The sequence below is a fragment of the Jannaschia pagri genome (assembly GCF_019655435.1).
Lineage (GTDB): Bacteria > Pseudomonadota > Alphaproteobacteria > Rhodobacterales > Rhodobacteraceae > Jannaschia > Jannaschia pagri.
The window spans coordinates 165861-179762 of record NZ_BPFH01000002.1; the positions used below are offsets into that span (position 1 = coordinate 165861).

Consider the following 13902-nt stretch of genomic DNA (forward strand, 5'->3'; position numbering starts at 1 on the left):
TTTCTTTGCAGGTGCAGCACCTATAGTTGCCAAGACGAAGACACCTCAGGAGACGACACATGTCCCAACTCGCCCCGCCGCCCGCTGGTAAGACCGCCGTAATCACCGGCTCAAACTCGGGCATCGGGTTGGGCATCGCGCGCAGCTTTGCGGGCGCGGGCCTGAACGTCGTCCTGAACTCCTACACAGACCGCAAAGAGGACCACGCCCTCGCCGAGGAAATGTCAAAGGCCCATGGTGTCGAGGTCCGCTACATCGGGGCAGACCTCTCCAAAGGCGACGAGGCCCGCCGCCTGATCGAGGACGCGGGCACCTGCGATATCCTCGTGAACAACGCTGGCATTCAACACGTGGCCGGCATCGAAGAGTTCCCAGCCGGCAAATGGGACGCCATCATTGCCATCAACCTAAGTTCAGCTTTTCACACGACCGCCGCCGCGCTGCCCATGATGCGAGAGTCAGGCTGGGGTCGCGTGATCAACATCGCCTCGGCCCACGGGTTGCGCGCCTCTCCGTACAAGTCGGCCTATGTGGCGGCCAAACACGGGATCGTCGGCATGACTAAGGTCGTAGCACTGGAAACCGCGCAGGAACCCATCACCGCCAACGCGATCTGTCCTGGCTACGTGCTGACCCCGTTGGTCGAAGCACAAATCCCGGAAACCATGGAGAAATACGACATGGACCGCGAGACCGCGATCCGGGACGTCTTGCTGACACGGCAGCCGTCGAAGGAGTTCGCCACGACCGATCAACTGGGTGGCACGGCGCTGTTCCTGTGTTCCGACCACGCGGCCCAGATCACGGGCACCACGCTCAGCGTGGACGGTGGATGGACAGCGGTGTGACCGACGATCTGCCCGGGCTAGACCGCGACCGTCTGCCATCGTTCGATCCACAGACATTGGCAAATCCAGTGCAATCCGAGCACGCGCCACGCATCCTGTTGCTCTATGGATCTGTGCGCAAGCGATCATTTTCGCGGCTCGCCGCCGAGGAAGCAGCGCGTATCCTGAGGCATCTCGGAGCGGACACGCGCATGTTCGACCCAAGGGATCTGCCGCTGCCCGATGAGACCGACGCCGACCATCCTAAGGTCGCCGAGTTGCGCGATCTGGTGACATGGTGCGAAGGCATGGTCTGGAGCAGCCCGGAACGCCATGGAGCGATGACCGGGATCATGAAGGCGCAGATCGACTGGGTGCCGCTGTCCTTGGGAGGGGTTCGACCAACCCAGGGCAAGACGTTGGCCGTGATGCAGGTCTGCGGCGGTTCGCAAAGTTTCAATACGGTCAACCAATTACGCATCCTGGGCCGGTGGATGCGGCTGCTGACGATCCCGAACCAATCCTCCGTCCCCAAGGCGTGGGCGGAATTTGGCCAAGATGACCGCATGAAACCGTCGCCCTATTATGACCGGATCGTCGACGTGATGGAGGAACTGGTCCGGTTCACATGGCTCACGCGGGATCTGAAACCGCAGCTTTTGGACCGATACGCAGAACGCGTGGAGAGCCACGCCGCGCTGTCCAAACGCGTCAACACATCGGACGCCGTCGGGTCGGAGACAAAAACATGAGCGTCAAACGCATCAACCTGGCCCTCCAAGGCGGCGGCGCCCATGGCGCGTTTACCTGGGGAGTCCTCGATCAGATCCTGTCCGATGAACGGCTGGAAATCGCGGGCATCAGCGGAACCTCTGCTGGGGCCCTGAACGGGGCTGCACTCAAGTGCGGCTTGGCCCGCGGGTCGCGGGATCTGGCTCGGGAAACGTTGGAGAAGGTCTGGACCAAGGTCGGCGCGGTGACAGACCCGACGTGGACCCCCTGGTTCGCCTCCGCTTCTCCCCTGGCCGTCAGCCAAGCCATCGAGTGGTCGCCCGCCTATCAGACCATCGACATGCTGACGCGCGCGGTCTCCCCCTATGCCATGCCGGACACGGCGCAAAAGTCCCTGCGCAAAATCGTAGAGGACATGTCGTTCGAAACCATTTGTTCAGATGCGGGGCCGGATTTCCACGTGGGCGCCACCAACGTGCGGACGGGCAAGATCAAGCTGTTCACACGGGATGACATCACACCTGACGCGATCCTCGCCTCGGCCTGCCTCCCGACGCTTTTCCCTGCGGTTGAAATTGACGGGGAACATTATTGGGACGGGGGCTACACGGGCAATCCGGCGCTCTTTCCGCTGTTCGATCCGGCGCTGCCGCGCGACATCGTCATCGTGAACATCAATCCATTGGAGCGGCCAGAACTGCCGGTAACGGCCCGCGACATTCAGAACCGAATCAACGAGATCAGCTTCAACACATCCCTGCTGCGGGAGCTGCGGGCCATCGCCTTCGTTCAACGCCTGGTCCGTGGTGGAACCATGCCGGACGGCGCCATGAAAGATGTGCTTGTCCATATGATCGCGGACGACCGTCTGATGAGACAGTTGAGCGTGGCCACAAAAACCGTGCCAAATGCCGCCGTGATCCATCAGTTGCGGGCGGCAGGACGCGATGCCGCGAAGGCCTTCCTGGATCGCGACTTCGATCAGATCGGCGTGCAGTCCAGCGTGGACCTCCAGCAAATGTTCGACTGATCGCTGCGGTCGCGGTGTCGGAACCGCAGAAGGCAGGACTGCGTTTCGCCTGTGAACCAATCGCAGGAGAGACGCCATGAGCCAAGCTGACTTCGCCAAAGACTGGACCCCGTTTCGCGACGGGCTGATGACGGAATTCCCAGGCCTCACCGACGCCCACTTGGCCGAAGCGGACGGTCGGATCGATGTTTTGGCCACACGCGTTGCGCAGGCAGAAGGCATGGACCTTGCCGATGCCCAAACGGCGGTCAGGGCTTTCTTGGCCGGCCCGATGCCAGCCGATGCCTATGCCGCCCCGCAACACGACGATGCCGCCATCAAACAATCGCAACGCTACGTGCCCGAAGGCGAAGACCCCCTAGCGGATGACGCCCGTTTCGGCGACGATGACCAAGCGGACAGACCCATGGGGAGGACCGGATGACGAAATACCTTTTGCTTTTGGCGGTGGCGCTGCCGACCGCGGCTCTGGCCCACGACCCACTCCGGCTGCCGGACTACGCCCCCAAGACGTTCTGGTTAGACGGGCAGAGCGGCGCTGAAGGTCCTGGCGACAGCCCCATCCGGCTCGTGGAGCACCCGGGCCAAGGGCAGGTCGCCCTGTCGGTGAACCAACTCTGGCAGTATCAGCATGTCTATCGCCAAAGACTGACCCATTTGTCCCGACACTTGGGTGTTGAGCGGGCGAAGGCGCGCGCCCACCACGATGCTATTCATGCGGTGCTCGGACGGGCCGGGTCCATCCAACCGGCTGCCTTGATCCCCCTAGATGGTGGGCGGCTTTACCCGGACGGTTAAAGGCACGTCGTGCGCGTCACCCCAAGCTGGTCACCCAGAGGATGGTTGCATCCTCGGGTGATGTGCTGACAACGTTGTGTCCCATCGAGGCATCGTAATACGCGCTGTCACCTCGAACCATCTCGACGGGTTCGTAAAATTCAGTGAACAACCGGATCGTACCGGTCAGCACCAAGAGAAACTCCTCCCCGTCGTGGCGCACCCAACCGTCGAATTCCTCGAAGGCGCGGGCCCGCACGCGGGCGCGATAGGGGAGCATACGTTTGGTGGTCATGGCGCCCGCCAAAAGCTCATGCTCGTAGGTGGTGGTCGCGTGGGCCTGCCCTTCGCCCCGCCGCGTGATCGTCCGGCGGCCCATGATCTGATCGCGCTTGGGCGGCGTGAACAATTGCGGAACACTGATCTCCAAACCTGTGGCCAGCTTCTTGAGGGCGTCGAAGGTGGGCGACATCTGCCCATTCTCGATCTTGGACAGGGTGGATCGGGCCAATCCCGCCTGTTGCGCCGCCTGTTCCAACGTCCAGCCCCGCGCCTTGCGCAGGTCCCGCACGCGCGGACCAAGGTCCAGGGGCTCAGCCTGGATGGTTTCGCCTGTTTCGCGGGCCAGGCGAATGATGTTCGGCTCTTGCGGAGTAGACATGGGAAGCAGCTTAGGAGGGGTCCCCAGGGGCTTCAAGGGTCGCAGTCAATCACTGCCCTCAAGGATCATGATCTGCGCGTCCCCTGCCCCGATCCGATGGGCGCGCGCCGCCTGATACTCCGGCGAATGATAACACGCTAAAGCCGCGTCCATGCTGTCGAATTCGATCACCACATTGCGGGGACGGCTGTCGCCCTCCAAGGCTTCGATCCGACCGCCACGGGCCAGAACCCGGGCGCCATGGGCAGCAAAGACCTCGGTCGCACCCTTTGCGTAGAGCGCATAGGGATCCGGGTCGGTGACGGTCACATGGGCGATCCAATAGGCTTTGGGCATGGGCTCTCCTCTCGCTCTTCAGATCCTGCGGCGCGCACCGCAGGGGGTCAATCCTGTCGAAACGGATCCTTCTGGTGGCGTTTGCGATAGAGCCGCGGTGTCGTTCCATATTGCTGACCAAACAGCCGATAGAAGTGACTGAGGTTCTCGATTCCCAGGGCCTCTGCAACGTCGGGAATGGCCAAATCGGTCACATCCAACATCCGCGCGGCCTGCTCCATGCGGATGCCGTTCACATAAGCCGAGGGTGTCGTGCCCAAGTGGCGCCTCATGGCGCGGCACACATGTTCATGGCTGCGCCCCGCCGCCGCCACCAATCCAGCCGCGCCAATCCGGTAGACGGCTTCCGTTTGGGCGGCCGCACAGGCGGCAATCAACCAAGGCGGCGCCCCGCCCTGCAGCCTGTCGGGGGCGAAGACGACGCGGTTTACCAGCGCCAGGAGGAACTCTTCGATCCGAACCAGACTGCGTGGGCCAGCGCGCAGATCCTGTAGCAAGCGCAAGGCATCTTGCCGCCGCGTGCCCGACAGGTGGTATTGGGCGGGCAGCCGTGCTTCCCGCCAAAAGAAGCGTCCAGAGACATCGGGTGCGTAACGGGCGGCCACATGATCCGCGATCTCGCTGCGAAACATCACGTTCACGATCGTGCAGCCCCCTGCCCGGCTGGCCCGCAAGGCATGGGTATCGTTCGGGCGAATGCACAACAGGTCCCCCGCCTCAAGATCTTGCGATGCCCCGTTCACCCAATGGGCCGTGCGCCCGGCCTCGATCAACATCACCTCGTGGTAATCGTGACGGTGGGCCAAGGACGGAAACCGAGCGGGCAGCGTTTTGCGGGCCACATGGTGGGTTTCGTTGGGCGCGATGTAATCGTCGATGAAAAACGTCTCAGATTCCATCCTGCTGCCTTCTTATCATCTGCGCCCAAGGAACAAGCTGAATGTCAATTTAGGACAAGAAAATGTCAATTCTGCCGAGCGCGCGACCACCAGCCACCTGCTAGCTTCAACGCGTGTCCTTGGGAGGGGAACATGCTCGATACACCAACAGATCTGACCTTTTCGCCCGTGGACCACCGCCCCGAGGTCCTGTCCCAAGACCATATCGATGCCTATAACCGGGACGGATTTATCGCGCCGTTCGACGTCTTTGATGGGTCAGAGATCGAGACAATCCGGACCTATGCGGACCGTCTGATGGCTGCGATGGGACGGGACGGCGCCTATGGCATCAACTGCTATCAGGCGCGCCTGCGTGGGCTCTATGATCTGGCGACCGAGCCGCGCATTCTGGATCTGGTGCAGGACATCATCGGGCCAGATATCCTCTGCTGGGCTTCGGCCATCCTCTGCAAACAGCCCGGTGACCCAAAGGCCGTGCCCTGGCACCAAGACGCGTCGTTCTGGGCCCTTAGCCCGGCGCGCACCGTGACGGTCTGGTTGGCCATTGACGATGCGGACGCCGAAAACGCCGCCATGCGGTTCATTCCCGGCAGCCACGATAAGGGCGCGCTCGCGGTAAAAGCGTCGGGGGAGGAGGCGGTCTTTCACAAAGAAACCGCCGATACGACCCGTTTAGGCGCCCCCGTCACGAATGCATTGCGCGCGGGTCAGGTGTCGCTGCACGCAGATATGCTTGTCCACGGGTCGCGACCAAACCTGAGCAACCGGCGGCGCTGTGGTCTGACCCTGCGCTATTGCCCGCCGAGCGTTCAGACAACGGACCCAACCTGGGCCAGAGGTGTCGAGGCCCTGCTCTGCCGTGGCTCCGCCGGGGCCTGGCGCACCCACCCTCGGCCAGCGAATGACGATATCACGGCGACCGGATCCCCCCATGTGGTGGGCAACAACTGATGCGGGTGACGTGGTTCGGGCAAGCAGCGCTGCTGTTCGAAGGCAAGCAGACGTCCGTGATGACCGACCCCTTCACGCCAGATGTATTGGGGTATCCAGCCATCACAGAGGCCGCCGATATTGTCCTGACCTCGTCCGACGATGACGACGCCCATTGCCGCAGTGACCTGATCGCGGGACATCCGGTGACCTGCAACACGCTAGACATCGCAGGCGACGGCAAGGGCACGGCCGAAGTGGGCGGGTTAACCGTCCAGGCCATCGCCGCCGAAGAATGGGAGCATCACCCCCGCGGCGTGGCAAATCAAAACGCCATGTATCGTTTTACGCTCGACGGGATCAAAATCGCGCACATGGGCGATGTGGGCAACGCGCTGACCGACGAACAGATCGCCTTTTTCGAAGGCGTGGATGTCCTCTGCGCGCTGACCGGCGGATCGCCAACGATTGCTTTGCCCGATCTCATGCGGATGATCCATATGACCGCCCCCAAGCTGGTCATTCCCATACATTTCAGGACTTTGGCCTATAGACCGGCTAATATTCAGTGGATCACGGACTTCCTGCCCTACTTCAATTCAAGGGATGTGGAATTCGCCTTCGGGCCCCACGCCGAGATCGCGGCCAATGATCTGACGGGGCACACGCGCGTCCTCGTCCTCGATCACAAAAGATAAGACCGACTAGGGAGAAACCTCATGTTCAAGCACCTCATCACCGGGACGGCGACGCTGGCGCTGATGACCGGGACCGCGCTGGCCCAAGACGTGGCGCGCGAGGACACGGTGATCTTCGATCTGGACCGCACCATAACGGACCCGACCAACTTCAATTGGTTGACCGATGGGACGGGCGTGCGCCGGATGCATGGCGGCCACCAAGTCATGTGGGAGCCGTTGTTCATCCTCGACTACAACACCGGTGAGTTGGACCCTTGGCTGGCCATTGGGTTCGAGGGCAACGATGACAGCAGCGCCTTCACCATCTCCCTCCGCGACGGTGTGGAGTGGTCCGATGGCGAGGCGTTCAATGCCGACGACGTCGTCTTTTCAATCAACCTCGCGCTGGAAAACGAAGAAATCACGGCCCGCGAGGCCTCGGCCATCCGCTCCCAGGTGGCCTCGGTCGAAAAGGTCGATGACCTAACGGTCTCGGTCACGCTCCAGGCGCCCAACCCCCGCTTCATGGTCGAGAACTTCGGCATTCGGATCTTCGGCAGCTACCTCATCATGCCGGAACACATCTGGGCCGGGCAGGACGCCGCCACCTTTACCTTCCCCGAACCCATCGGAACCGGCCCCTACACCTTCACCTCGGCCGCAACCAACCGCGCCATCTGGGACCGCAATGACGATTGGTGGGGCGCCAAAACGGGGTTCATGGACCTGCCGGAGCCACAGCGCGTCATCTTCCTGGAGACGGGCGGCGAAGAAAGCCGCGCACAGTTGATCGCGGGCAACGACCTGGACGCCGCACAGAACGTCTCGGTCGGTACATTTGAGGCCGTGCGTGCCCAAAACGCCGCCGTGATCGCTTGGTACGAGGACTATCCCTATGCCGCCGCCGACCCCTGCGCACGGCAGCTCGAGATCAACACGACTGTCGCCCCATGGGACGACCCGGCCATGCGCCGCGCGGTGGCCCATATCATCGACCGCAGCCAGATCGTGAACGTCGCCTATGAGGGCACGACCGAGCCATCGCGCACGATGTTCGCCCAGTACGGCGCCATGCAGCCTTTTATCCAAGCGGCCATCGCCGCGGGCGGTGAACTGCCCATGACGGCGGATGTGGACGCGGCCCAAGCCCTGATCGAGGGGGCCGGTTGGACCCGGGACGGCGATTACTACACCAAGGACGGTGAAACCCTGTCTGTGGAGATCCACGTCAACTCCGCCTCGACCGAATACACCCGCACCATCGACGTGGTGGTCGAACAATTGCAGCGCGCGGGCATCGATGCCCGGTCGGTTCCGGTCGAGAACGGCGTCTTCTGGGGCGAAGTGCTGCCCTTCGGCGCCTATGAGATGTCCTACAGCTGGCTGTCCTGCGGATCGGTGAACGAACCCTGGGCCTCCATGGGCCGCTACACGGTCAAGGACGTGGTGCCCGTGGGCGAACGCTCGCCCGGCTTCAACAACACCGCCCGCTGGGATGGTGCGGCAGCAGAGGCCTATTCGGCGGCCGTGGACGAGATGGCCTCGCTGCCCCTGGGCGATCCACAGATCGTCGACTTGGTCGGTCAGGCCTACGGCCATCTGGCCGAGGAGATGCCGTTTATCCCCCTGGTGCAGGCGGCGAAGCTGATCCCCTTCAACACCACCTATTGGGAGGGTTGGCCGACCAACGACAACTATTACAACCACCCCTTCTTTTGGTGGAACACGGGTCATCAGATCGTCCATGGCCTGACCAAGGTCGAGTGATCGGCTCAGGTGCGGCACCCCCTGCCCTACGAGACGCTTCGTAGGGTGGGGCTCGCCACCAGCGCTCGTTCTCGGGAAATCACCAAGATGGATGCAGTGACCAGGCCAGCCCCTTCCGACGCGACCTATGCCCCACGGGACCTGTCGCGCCATGGAGTGTGGTCCATCCGGGCGTTGCGCGTGAAACTCTATGGCATCGCCACGGCTGATCAGGGCATCACACAAGCGGACTTCGGCACGGCACGGACGTTCATTCGGGATGATGTCCTGGCCAAATTGAAGGCCACGGGGTCCGACGCCAGCCTTGGCTTTGCCATCATCCACCGGGGCACCGAGGGCGTCACCCTGGCGGTCCATTGGTGGGAGGAGGGCTCAATCCTCTGCCACGCCGTACACAGGCAACGGTTCGATGGTCGGCCCTCAGACGTTCAAGACCGGGGCACCATCGGCTGCGTCTGGGAACTGGCCGTCATTGATGCCGAAACCCGCGCCTGGCGGGACACGATGATGACCCCTCGCCCGTCCCCCGAGATCTATCTCAAGACCGTCCTGGCCGCTTCCCAGGTCTAGCTACAGGAGACCCGCCATGCCCGTGATCCCTGCGGCCTATCTCAAGAACCGGCTCATCACCTTGGTCCTGACGGTGCTCATCGCCGCGACCCTCATTTGGATCATCCCGCGCCTGTCGCCCGTGGACCCCGCCGAGATCGCCCTGGGCCGCATGGCCTCTGGCGCGGGAACGGTCGCCAATTCGGACGAAATCCTCGCTCAGTTGCGCGCCTCAATGGGGATCGACGGGCCGCTGATCTGGCAATACCTCAGCTACATCGGGAATGTCCTACGCTTCGACTTCGGCCTCTCGACAGCCTCTTTCCCGACGCCCGTCTCCTCCCTGATCGCGGCCGCACTCCCCTGGACGCTGGGCCTGATGATCCTGTCGTTGGTGATAACCTTCCTCATTGGCAACCTTCTCGGTGCGCTCATGGTTTGGGACCGGTCGCCCAAGCTGGTCCGCGTGGCCATCCCAGCGGCCATGGTCTTTACGTCCATCCCACCGATCCTGTCGGGCCTGCTGCTGATGTGGGTCTTCGCGGCGAAGCTGCGGTGGTTCCCCCTCACCGGCGCCTATGGCCTGACGGTCGAGCCCGGCTGGTCTTTGGATTTCATTCTGTCAGTCTTGCACCACGGGTTTCTGCCCGCGCTCAGCATCGTGATCGTCACCTTTGGCTTCTGGGCCCTGGGCATGCGGGGCCTGATGATCACCGTGCAGGGCGAAGACTACGTCAAGCTGGCGGAGGCCAAGGGCCTACGTCCCCGCTACGTCCTGTACCGCTACATGATCCGCAACGCGATCCTGCCCCAGATCACGGCCTTCGCGCTCAAGATCGGCCTGTTGGTGGCGGGACAGGTCCTGGTGGAGCGGATCTTTGCGTACAACGGGATGGGCAAGCTGCTCTACGACGCGATCCTGAACCAGGACTTCCCCGTCATTCAGGGCGTCAGCTTTGTCATTATCCTGATGACCGCGATCAGCGTCTTTCTGGTGGACCTGCTCTATCCGTTCATAGACCCGAGGATCCGCCATGACAGCGCCTGACTGGGATCATAGAACGCACCACGGCGGTGGGGCCCGGAGCCATGGGTGTGGCGGCTCAAGTCGGCGCCCAAGTGGTGGTTTATCTCCCAACCATGACCCACAATCGAAATCGTCGAAAATCTCGCTCCCGCCTGCGCCCAGCACTTCGCGTAAGATACCCCCGCTGCAACTAAACCCTGGGTGGGCTTCCCCCCCGCCAATACAGCTTAACGCTAAAAGGAAAGTGCGGCCCCAGTGCGGATATGCCGAGCATCCGAGCGGATTACCAAGAACGTCGGACCACCAGCGAAACTCAGGCTGGATCGCCATCTCAAACGCGCGCCGATCATGGTTCGACGGGCCTCGCGTAAGTGGGTTTCGACCGACCTCCCTTAAGTCTGTGCGGCGTCCCATCGGACGATCCCGACAGGGGATTGGTCGACAGGACAGATGTGCGACGTGCCTCACGAAATCGCCCGGACTGTGCCTGACAGCAGGAACCACACTCTCCGCCAGGCACGCTGTCTCTAGAGATCAGACGCAACGGGCCAGGCACGGCCAACACCCGTCGCAGGACACCGCGCCGACTGCCCCGAGACAATCAGGAGGCATGCCATGACGCGCACCTCGTCCGAGGCGCAAAGCGGACGCACTCCGCCGAGCCGCGCCGACCGCCGTCAGACCCGCCGCCTTCGCCGCTTCGACAGCCCATGGATGAACCCAAAACTGTTCTGGGGCCTTGGCCTGCTTCTTGGGATCGTGGCCATTGGCCTCCTAGGACGCCTGTTTTGGAACCTGGATCTGGTCTTTACGGGCTCCAACACCCTGAAGCTGCCACCGGTGGGGTTTGAGAACCTGCGCCGGCAAGAGGGCACCTGGATTAACCCATTGGGCACCGATGGCTCCGGTCGCGATATGCTCGCGCTGATCATTATGGGGGCGCCAAACTCCCTGTTCGTGGGATTACTCGCCTCTTTGATTGGCATGACGACGGGGATCGTCTTGGGGTTCACGGCCGGGTTCGTCGGCGGGCGCGTGGACGACACGATCCGCGTGCTGTCAGACGTAATGATCACGATCCCCCCGCTCCTGATCCTCGTGGTGTTTCAATCGGCGTTTGGGGATGTCTCCTTGACGATGATGGCACTGCTGATCGCGGGCTTTGTCTGGCAATCGCCAACGCGTTTGATCCGCGCCCAGGTGTTGTCGATGAAACGATCCGGCTACGTGCAGATGGCGCAGCTGTCCGGGGCCTCCGTGCCCCACATCATGTTCCGAGAGATGATGCCCAATCTGGTGCCCTACCTTTTCGGGTCCTTCATCGCCTCGGTCACAACGGCCATTGTGACAGCCGTCGGCCTGGAGGTGCTAGGCTTGGGGCCGCAACGCATCCCAACGCTCGGGCGCACAATCTATGAGGCCATCAACGCAGGCGCGCTGATCCAAAACCTGTGGTGGTGGTGGGGGCTGCCGACGCTGTTGCTGGGTGTGATGTTTATCGGGCTGCTGCTGATCAATCTCGGGTTGGATGAAGTGTCCAACCCACGGCTGAGGAAGTTGAGCTGATGCCTGGCCGTCCCGAAGGTGTCCAGTCGCATGTCGTAAGCCCTGCAGAGCAGACACGGGCCACCGCGCGACGACGCGCGCCCGAAACCTGTCCCGGCATCCGTCCTACACGCCACCGGCGCGAGGCCTGGTGCCAAAAGTCTTCAGCGAAGACTTTTTCCAAACTTTTCTCTGAAAAGTTTGCCGTCGGAGGTCCCAATGCCTGACACCCCTGTTCTCACGTTGCGTGACCTCTCGATCGATTTTCCGACACCCCAAGGCGTCGTGCAGGCAGTCAAGGCGCTCTCTCTCACGATCCAGGCCGGACGCCGTGTCGGTTTCATCGGAGAAAGCGGATCCGGCAAGACGACGACGGCGCTCGCTATCATGCGAATGCTGGCGGAACCGGGCCGGGTGTCCAACGGCACCATTGACCTTGCCGGAACGGACGTGCTGGCCCTCTCTGAGGAAGAGATGCGCCGCACGCGCCTCAGCCGCGTGGCCTATATCCCCCAGGGCGCAATGAATTCGCTGAACCCCGTGATGCGGGTGGAGCCGCAGATGTGGGATGCCGTTATCGCCCACGAAGGTGCCCTGCCCCGTGGCACGCTCAAGGCCCGATCAGCGGCTGCGCTCGCCTCGGTTGGTTTGCCGGCCCATACGGGCAACCTGTATCCCCATGAGCTGTCGGGCGGAATGAAGCAACGGGTGTGCATTGCCCTGGGCATCCTGCTCGACCCCGACCTTATCATCGCCGACGAGCCGACCAGTGCGCTTGACGTGGTCACTCAGCGGCAGGTCATGCAGACGCTCAACGACATCCAGCGTAAGATTGGATCGGGCCTTATTCTGATCGGCCATGACATGGGGTTGATGGCCCAATCGGTCGATGAACTGGCCGTTTTGAAGGACGGCGAATTGGTCGAACACGGCACCGTCGCCCAGATCATCGACGCACCCAAGCACCCCTATACCCAAGACCTGATCCGCTCAGTCCCCTTGGTCGGCGGAGAAAGCTTTCTCAACCCGGACCGCAGCGCCCCCGCGCCCCGGCGCAGCAGCCGGGAGCCGCTGTTGCGGTTCGATGGCGTCTCAAAGACCTATGGCACCGTCACGGCGCTACATCCCATGTCTTTCGCTTTGCAGGGGGACACGCCGCAGATCATCTCGATTGTCGGACAGTCGGGGTCCGGAAAATCGACCATGGGCGGGGTAATGCTGGGCTTTAACCCGCCCACCACTGGGCGGGTCCTCTATGAAGGACGGGACGTCTATGGCATGGGCGCCGCCGATAGCCTGGATTTCCGCAAGAATGTGCAGGCCGTATTCCAGGACCCATATGGCTGCTTCAACCCGTTCTACCGGGTGTCGCATGCCCTGTCGTTTCCCTTCAGACGCTTCGGCCTGTCCGAGGGCAAGGCCCATACCCAGCGCGCCATGGAGGACGCCTGCGCCGCCGTGGGACTGGACCCGGACCTGGTCTTGCCACGCTATCCGCACCAATTGTCTGGCGGCCAACGGCAGCGGTTGATCGTGGCCCGCGCCCTGATGCTGAGCCCCAAGTTGCTGATCGCGGATGAGCCGGTGTCCATGGTCGATGCCAGCCTGCGCGCGACGATCCTGTCGAACATCTACGACCTAAAGGACAAACACGGCATCTCGATCTTGTATATCACCCACGACCTGGCCACGGCCTATCACGTCAGCGACTTCGTGATGGTCCTCTACAAGGGCCGCGTGGTCGAGGCGGGACCACCCGGACAGGTCATCGGGGACCCGCGCCATCCCTATACCCGGCTGTTGATCGACTCGATCCCCTGGCCGGACCTGAACCGTCCCTGGGGATCAGACGATTGGACCCCTGAGGCGCTTGAGCATGAGGCCCAGGCTGCCGCCGCCCAGTTTCGGGGCAATGTGCCTGGGTTCGATTTGCAGACCGAATGACCACCGGCCCCACGGCCGCCTAGCGACAGAAGATAGAGAGCCACCGAAGAGACCCCCCACAGACCTGCGCAGCCCTCTGCCCCCATGCAAGAGCCCCTGACCGAAGGGTCAGTGCCTCCTTCAGGTGGCCGGTGCCCCCCGTTTCGGTTTCAGACCGCCGACCATGGGGGTCACGTCGCAACAGGACCGCGCCCC

15 protein-coding genes are annotated in these 13902 nt (G+C 62.6%); 12 read left to right on the forward strand and 3 right to left on the reverse strand.

Features of this window, described 5'->3' with window-relative positions; all coding sequences use genetic code 11:
• The first annotated feature begins 59 nt into the window (after positions 1–59).
• The 5 genes from K5R33_RS05685 to K5R33_RS05705 all read left to right on the forward strand — a co-directional run bounded on the left by K5R33_RS05685 (position 60) and on the right by K5R33_RS05705 (position 3387).
• On the forward strand, positions 60–848 hold the full coding sequence (locus K5R33_RS05685; protein ID WP_220748045.1) for a 3-hydroxybutyrate dehydrogenase: 789 nt from the start codon (positions 60–62) through the stop codon (positions 846–848).
• Positions 833–1579: an arsenical resistance protein ArsH gene (arsH, locus tag K5R33_RS05690; RefSeq protein WP_220748046.1), complete on the forward strand. Its 747-nt coding sequence runs from the start codon at positions 833–835 to the stop codon at positions 1577–1579. Before K5R33_RS05685 ends, arsH begins: the two co-directional genes overlap by 16 nt.
• Positions 1576–2589: a patatin-like phospholipase family protein gene (locus K5R33_RS05695; RefSeq protein WP_220748047.1), complete on the forward strand. Its 1014-nt coding sequence runs from the start codon at positions 1576–1578 to the stop codon at positions 2587–2589. The genes arsH and K5R33_RS05695 overlap by 4 nt, the downstream gene beginning before the upstream one ends.
• A gap of 76 nt (positions 2590–2665) precedes the next feature.
• The gene (locus K5R33_RS05700) at positions 2666–3013 is read left to right on the forward strand and encodes a hypothetical protein (protein WP_220748048.1); all 348 of its coding nucleotides are present in this window, start codon (positions 2666–2668) and stop codon (positions 3011–3013) included.
• Positions 3010–3387 (forward strand): hypothetical protein, encoded by a 378-nt coding sequence (locus K5R33_RS05705; protein WP_220748049.1) that lies wholly within the window; start codon positions 3010–3012, stop codon positions 3385–3387. The genes K5R33_RS05700 and K5R33_RS05705 overlap by 4 nt, the downstream gene beginning before the upstream one ends.
• Before the next feature lie 16 nt (positions 3388–3403).
• Here the strand turns inward: K5R33_RS05705 and K5R33_RS05710 are convergent, their stop codons facing one another.
• From K5R33_RS05710 to K5R33_RS05720, 3 genes are read right to left on the reverse strand one after another with little or no spacing between them, the layout of a single operon-like run.
• Positions 3404–4027 carry a helix-turn-helix domain-containing protein gene (locus K5R33_RS05710; protein WP_220748050.1) on the reverse strand — a complete coding sequence of 208 codons (624 nt, stop codon included), beginning with the start codon at positions 4025–4027 and terminating at the stop codon, positions 3404–3406.
• 45 nt (positions 4028–4072) lie between these two features.
• Positions 4073–4363, reverse strand: coding sequence for a DUF1330 domain-containing protein (locus K5R33_RS05715; RefSeq protein WP_220748051.1), 291 nt, complete (start codon positions 4361–4363; stop codon positions 4073–4075).
• A gap of 47 nt (positions 4364–4410) precedes the next feature.
• Positions 4411–5262, reverse strand: a complete 852-nt coding sequence (locus tag K5R33_RS05720) for an AraC family transcriptional regulator (protein WP_220748052.1) — start codon at positions 5260–5262, stop codon at positions 4411–4413.
• A 132-nt stretch (positions 5263–5394) separates the two neighbouring features.
• On the opposite strand from K5R33_RS05720, the gene K5R33_RS05725 reads away from it, so the two are divergent.
• The 7 genes from K5R33_RS05725 to K5R33_RS05755 all read left to right on the forward strand — a co-directional run bounded on the left by K5R33_RS05725 (position 5395) and on the right by K5R33_RS05755 (position 13707).
• Entirely contained in the window at positions 5395–6216 is an 822-nt protein-coding gene (locus K5R33_RS05725) for a phytanoyl-CoA dioxygenase family protein (protein ID WP_220748053.1), read from the forward strand.
• Positions 6216–6893, forward strand: a complete 678-nt coding sequence (locus K5R33_RS05730) for an MBL fold metallo-hydrolase (RefSeq protein ID WP_220748054.1) — start codon at positions 6216–6218, stop codon at positions 6891–6893. Before K5R33_RS05725 ends, K5R33_RS05730 begins: the two co-directional genes overlap by 1 nt.
• Before the next feature lie 21 nt (positions 6894–6914).
• Positions 6915–8642 carry an ABC transporter substrate-binding protein gene (locus K5R33_RS05735; RefSeq protein ID WP_220748055.1) on the forward strand — a complete coding sequence of 576 codons (1728 nt, stop codon included), beginning with the start codon at positions 6915–6917 and terminating at the stop codon, positions 8640–8642.
• Positions 8643–8729: 87 nt separating this feature from the next.
• The gene (locus K5R33_RS05740; protein WP_220748056.1) at positions 8730–9212 is read left to right on the forward strand and encodes a hypothetical protein; all 483 of its coding nucleotides are present in this window, start codon (positions 8730–8732) and stop codon (positions 9210–9212) included.
• 16 nt (positions 9213–9228) lie between these two features.
• Positions 9229–10239 carry an ABC transporter permease gene (locus tag K5R33_RS05745; protein WP_220748057.1) on the forward strand — a complete coding sequence of 337 codons (1011 nt, stop codon included), beginning with the start codon at positions 9229–9231 and terminating at the stop codon, positions 10237–10239.
• Positions 10240–10833: 594 nt separating this feature from the next.
• Positions 10834–11784, forward strand: coding sequence for an ABC transporter permease (locus K5R33_RS05750; protein WP_220748058.1), 951 nt, complete (start codon positions 10834–10836; stop codon positions 11782–11784).
• A 198-nt stretch (positions 11785–11982) separates the two neighbouring features.
• On the forward strand, positions 11983–13707 hold the full coding sequence (locus K5R33_RS05755; protein WP_220748059.1) for an ABC transporter ATP-binding protein: 1725 nt from the start codon (positions 11983–11985) through the stop codon (positions 13705–13707).
• Positions 13708–13902: the final 195 nt, after the last annotated feature.

What these genes read in the sequence shown, in the direction of transcription:
- K5R33_RS05685 (WP_220748045.1), top strand. Translation starts at nt 60, where the DNA reads ATGTCCCAACTCGCCCCGCCGCCCGCTGGTAAGACCGCCGTAATCACC.
- arsH (WP_220748046.1), top strand. Translation starts at nt 833, where the DNA reads ATGGACAGCGGTGTGACCGACGATCTGCCCGGGCTAGACCGCGACCGT.
- K5R33_RS05695 (WP_220748047.1), top strand. Translation starts at nt 1,576, where the DNA reads ATGAGCGTCAAACGCATCAACCTGGCCCTCCAAGGCGGCGGCGCCCAT.
- K5R33_RS05700 (WP_220748048.1), top strand. Translation starts at nt 2,666, where the DNA reads ATGAGCCAAGCTGACTTCGCCAAAGACTGGACCCCGTTTCGCGACGGG.
- K5R33_RS05705 (WP_220748049.1), top strand. Translation starts at nt 3,010, where the DNA reads ATGACGAAATACCTTTTGCTTTTGGCGGTGGCGCTGCCGACCGCGGCT.
- K5R33_RS05710 (WP_220748050.1), bottom strand. Translation starts at nt 4,027, where the DNA reads ATGTCTACTCCGCAAGAGCCGAACATCATTCGCCTGGCCCGCGAAACA.
- K5R33_RS05715 (WP_220748051.1), bottom strand. Translation starts at nt 4,363, where the DNA reads ATGCCCAAAGCCTATTGGATCGCCCATGTGACCGTCACCGACCCGGAT.
- K5R33_RS05720 (WP_220748052.1), bottom strand. Translation starts at nt 5,262, where the DNA reads ATGGAATCTGAGACGTTTTTCATCGACGATTACATCGCGCCCAACGAA.
- K5R33_RS05725 (WP_220748053.1), top strand. Translation starts at nt 5,395, where the DNA reads ATGCTCGATACACCAACAGATCTGACCTTTTCGCCCGTGGACCACCGC.
- K5R33_RS05730 (WP_220748054.1), top strand. Translation starts at nt 6,216, where the DNA reads ATGCGGGTGACGTGGTTCGGGCAAGCAGCGCTGCTGTTCGAAGGCAAG.
- K5R33_RS05735 (WP_220748055.1), top strand. Translation starts at nt 6,915, where the DNA reads ATGTTCAAGCACCTCATCACCGGGACGGCGACGCTGGCGCTGATGACC.
- K5R33_RS05740 (WP_220748056.1), top strand. Translation starts at nt 8,730, where the DNA reads ATGGATGCAGTGACCAGGCCAGCCCCTTCCGACGCGACCTATGCCCCA.
- K5R33_RS05745 (WP_220748057.1), top strand. Translation starts at nt 9,229, where the DNA reads ATGCCCGTGATCCCTGCGGCCTATCTCAAGAACCGGCTCATCACCTTG.
- K5R33_RS05750 (WP_220748058.1), top strand. Translation starts at nt 10,834, where the DNA reads ATGACGCGCACCTCGTCCGAGGCGCAAAGCGGACGCACTCCGCCGAGC.
- K5R33_RS05755 (WP_220748059.1), top strand. Translation starts at nt 11,983, where the DNA reads ATGCCTGACACCCCTGTTCTCACGTTGCGTGACCTCTCGATCGATTTT.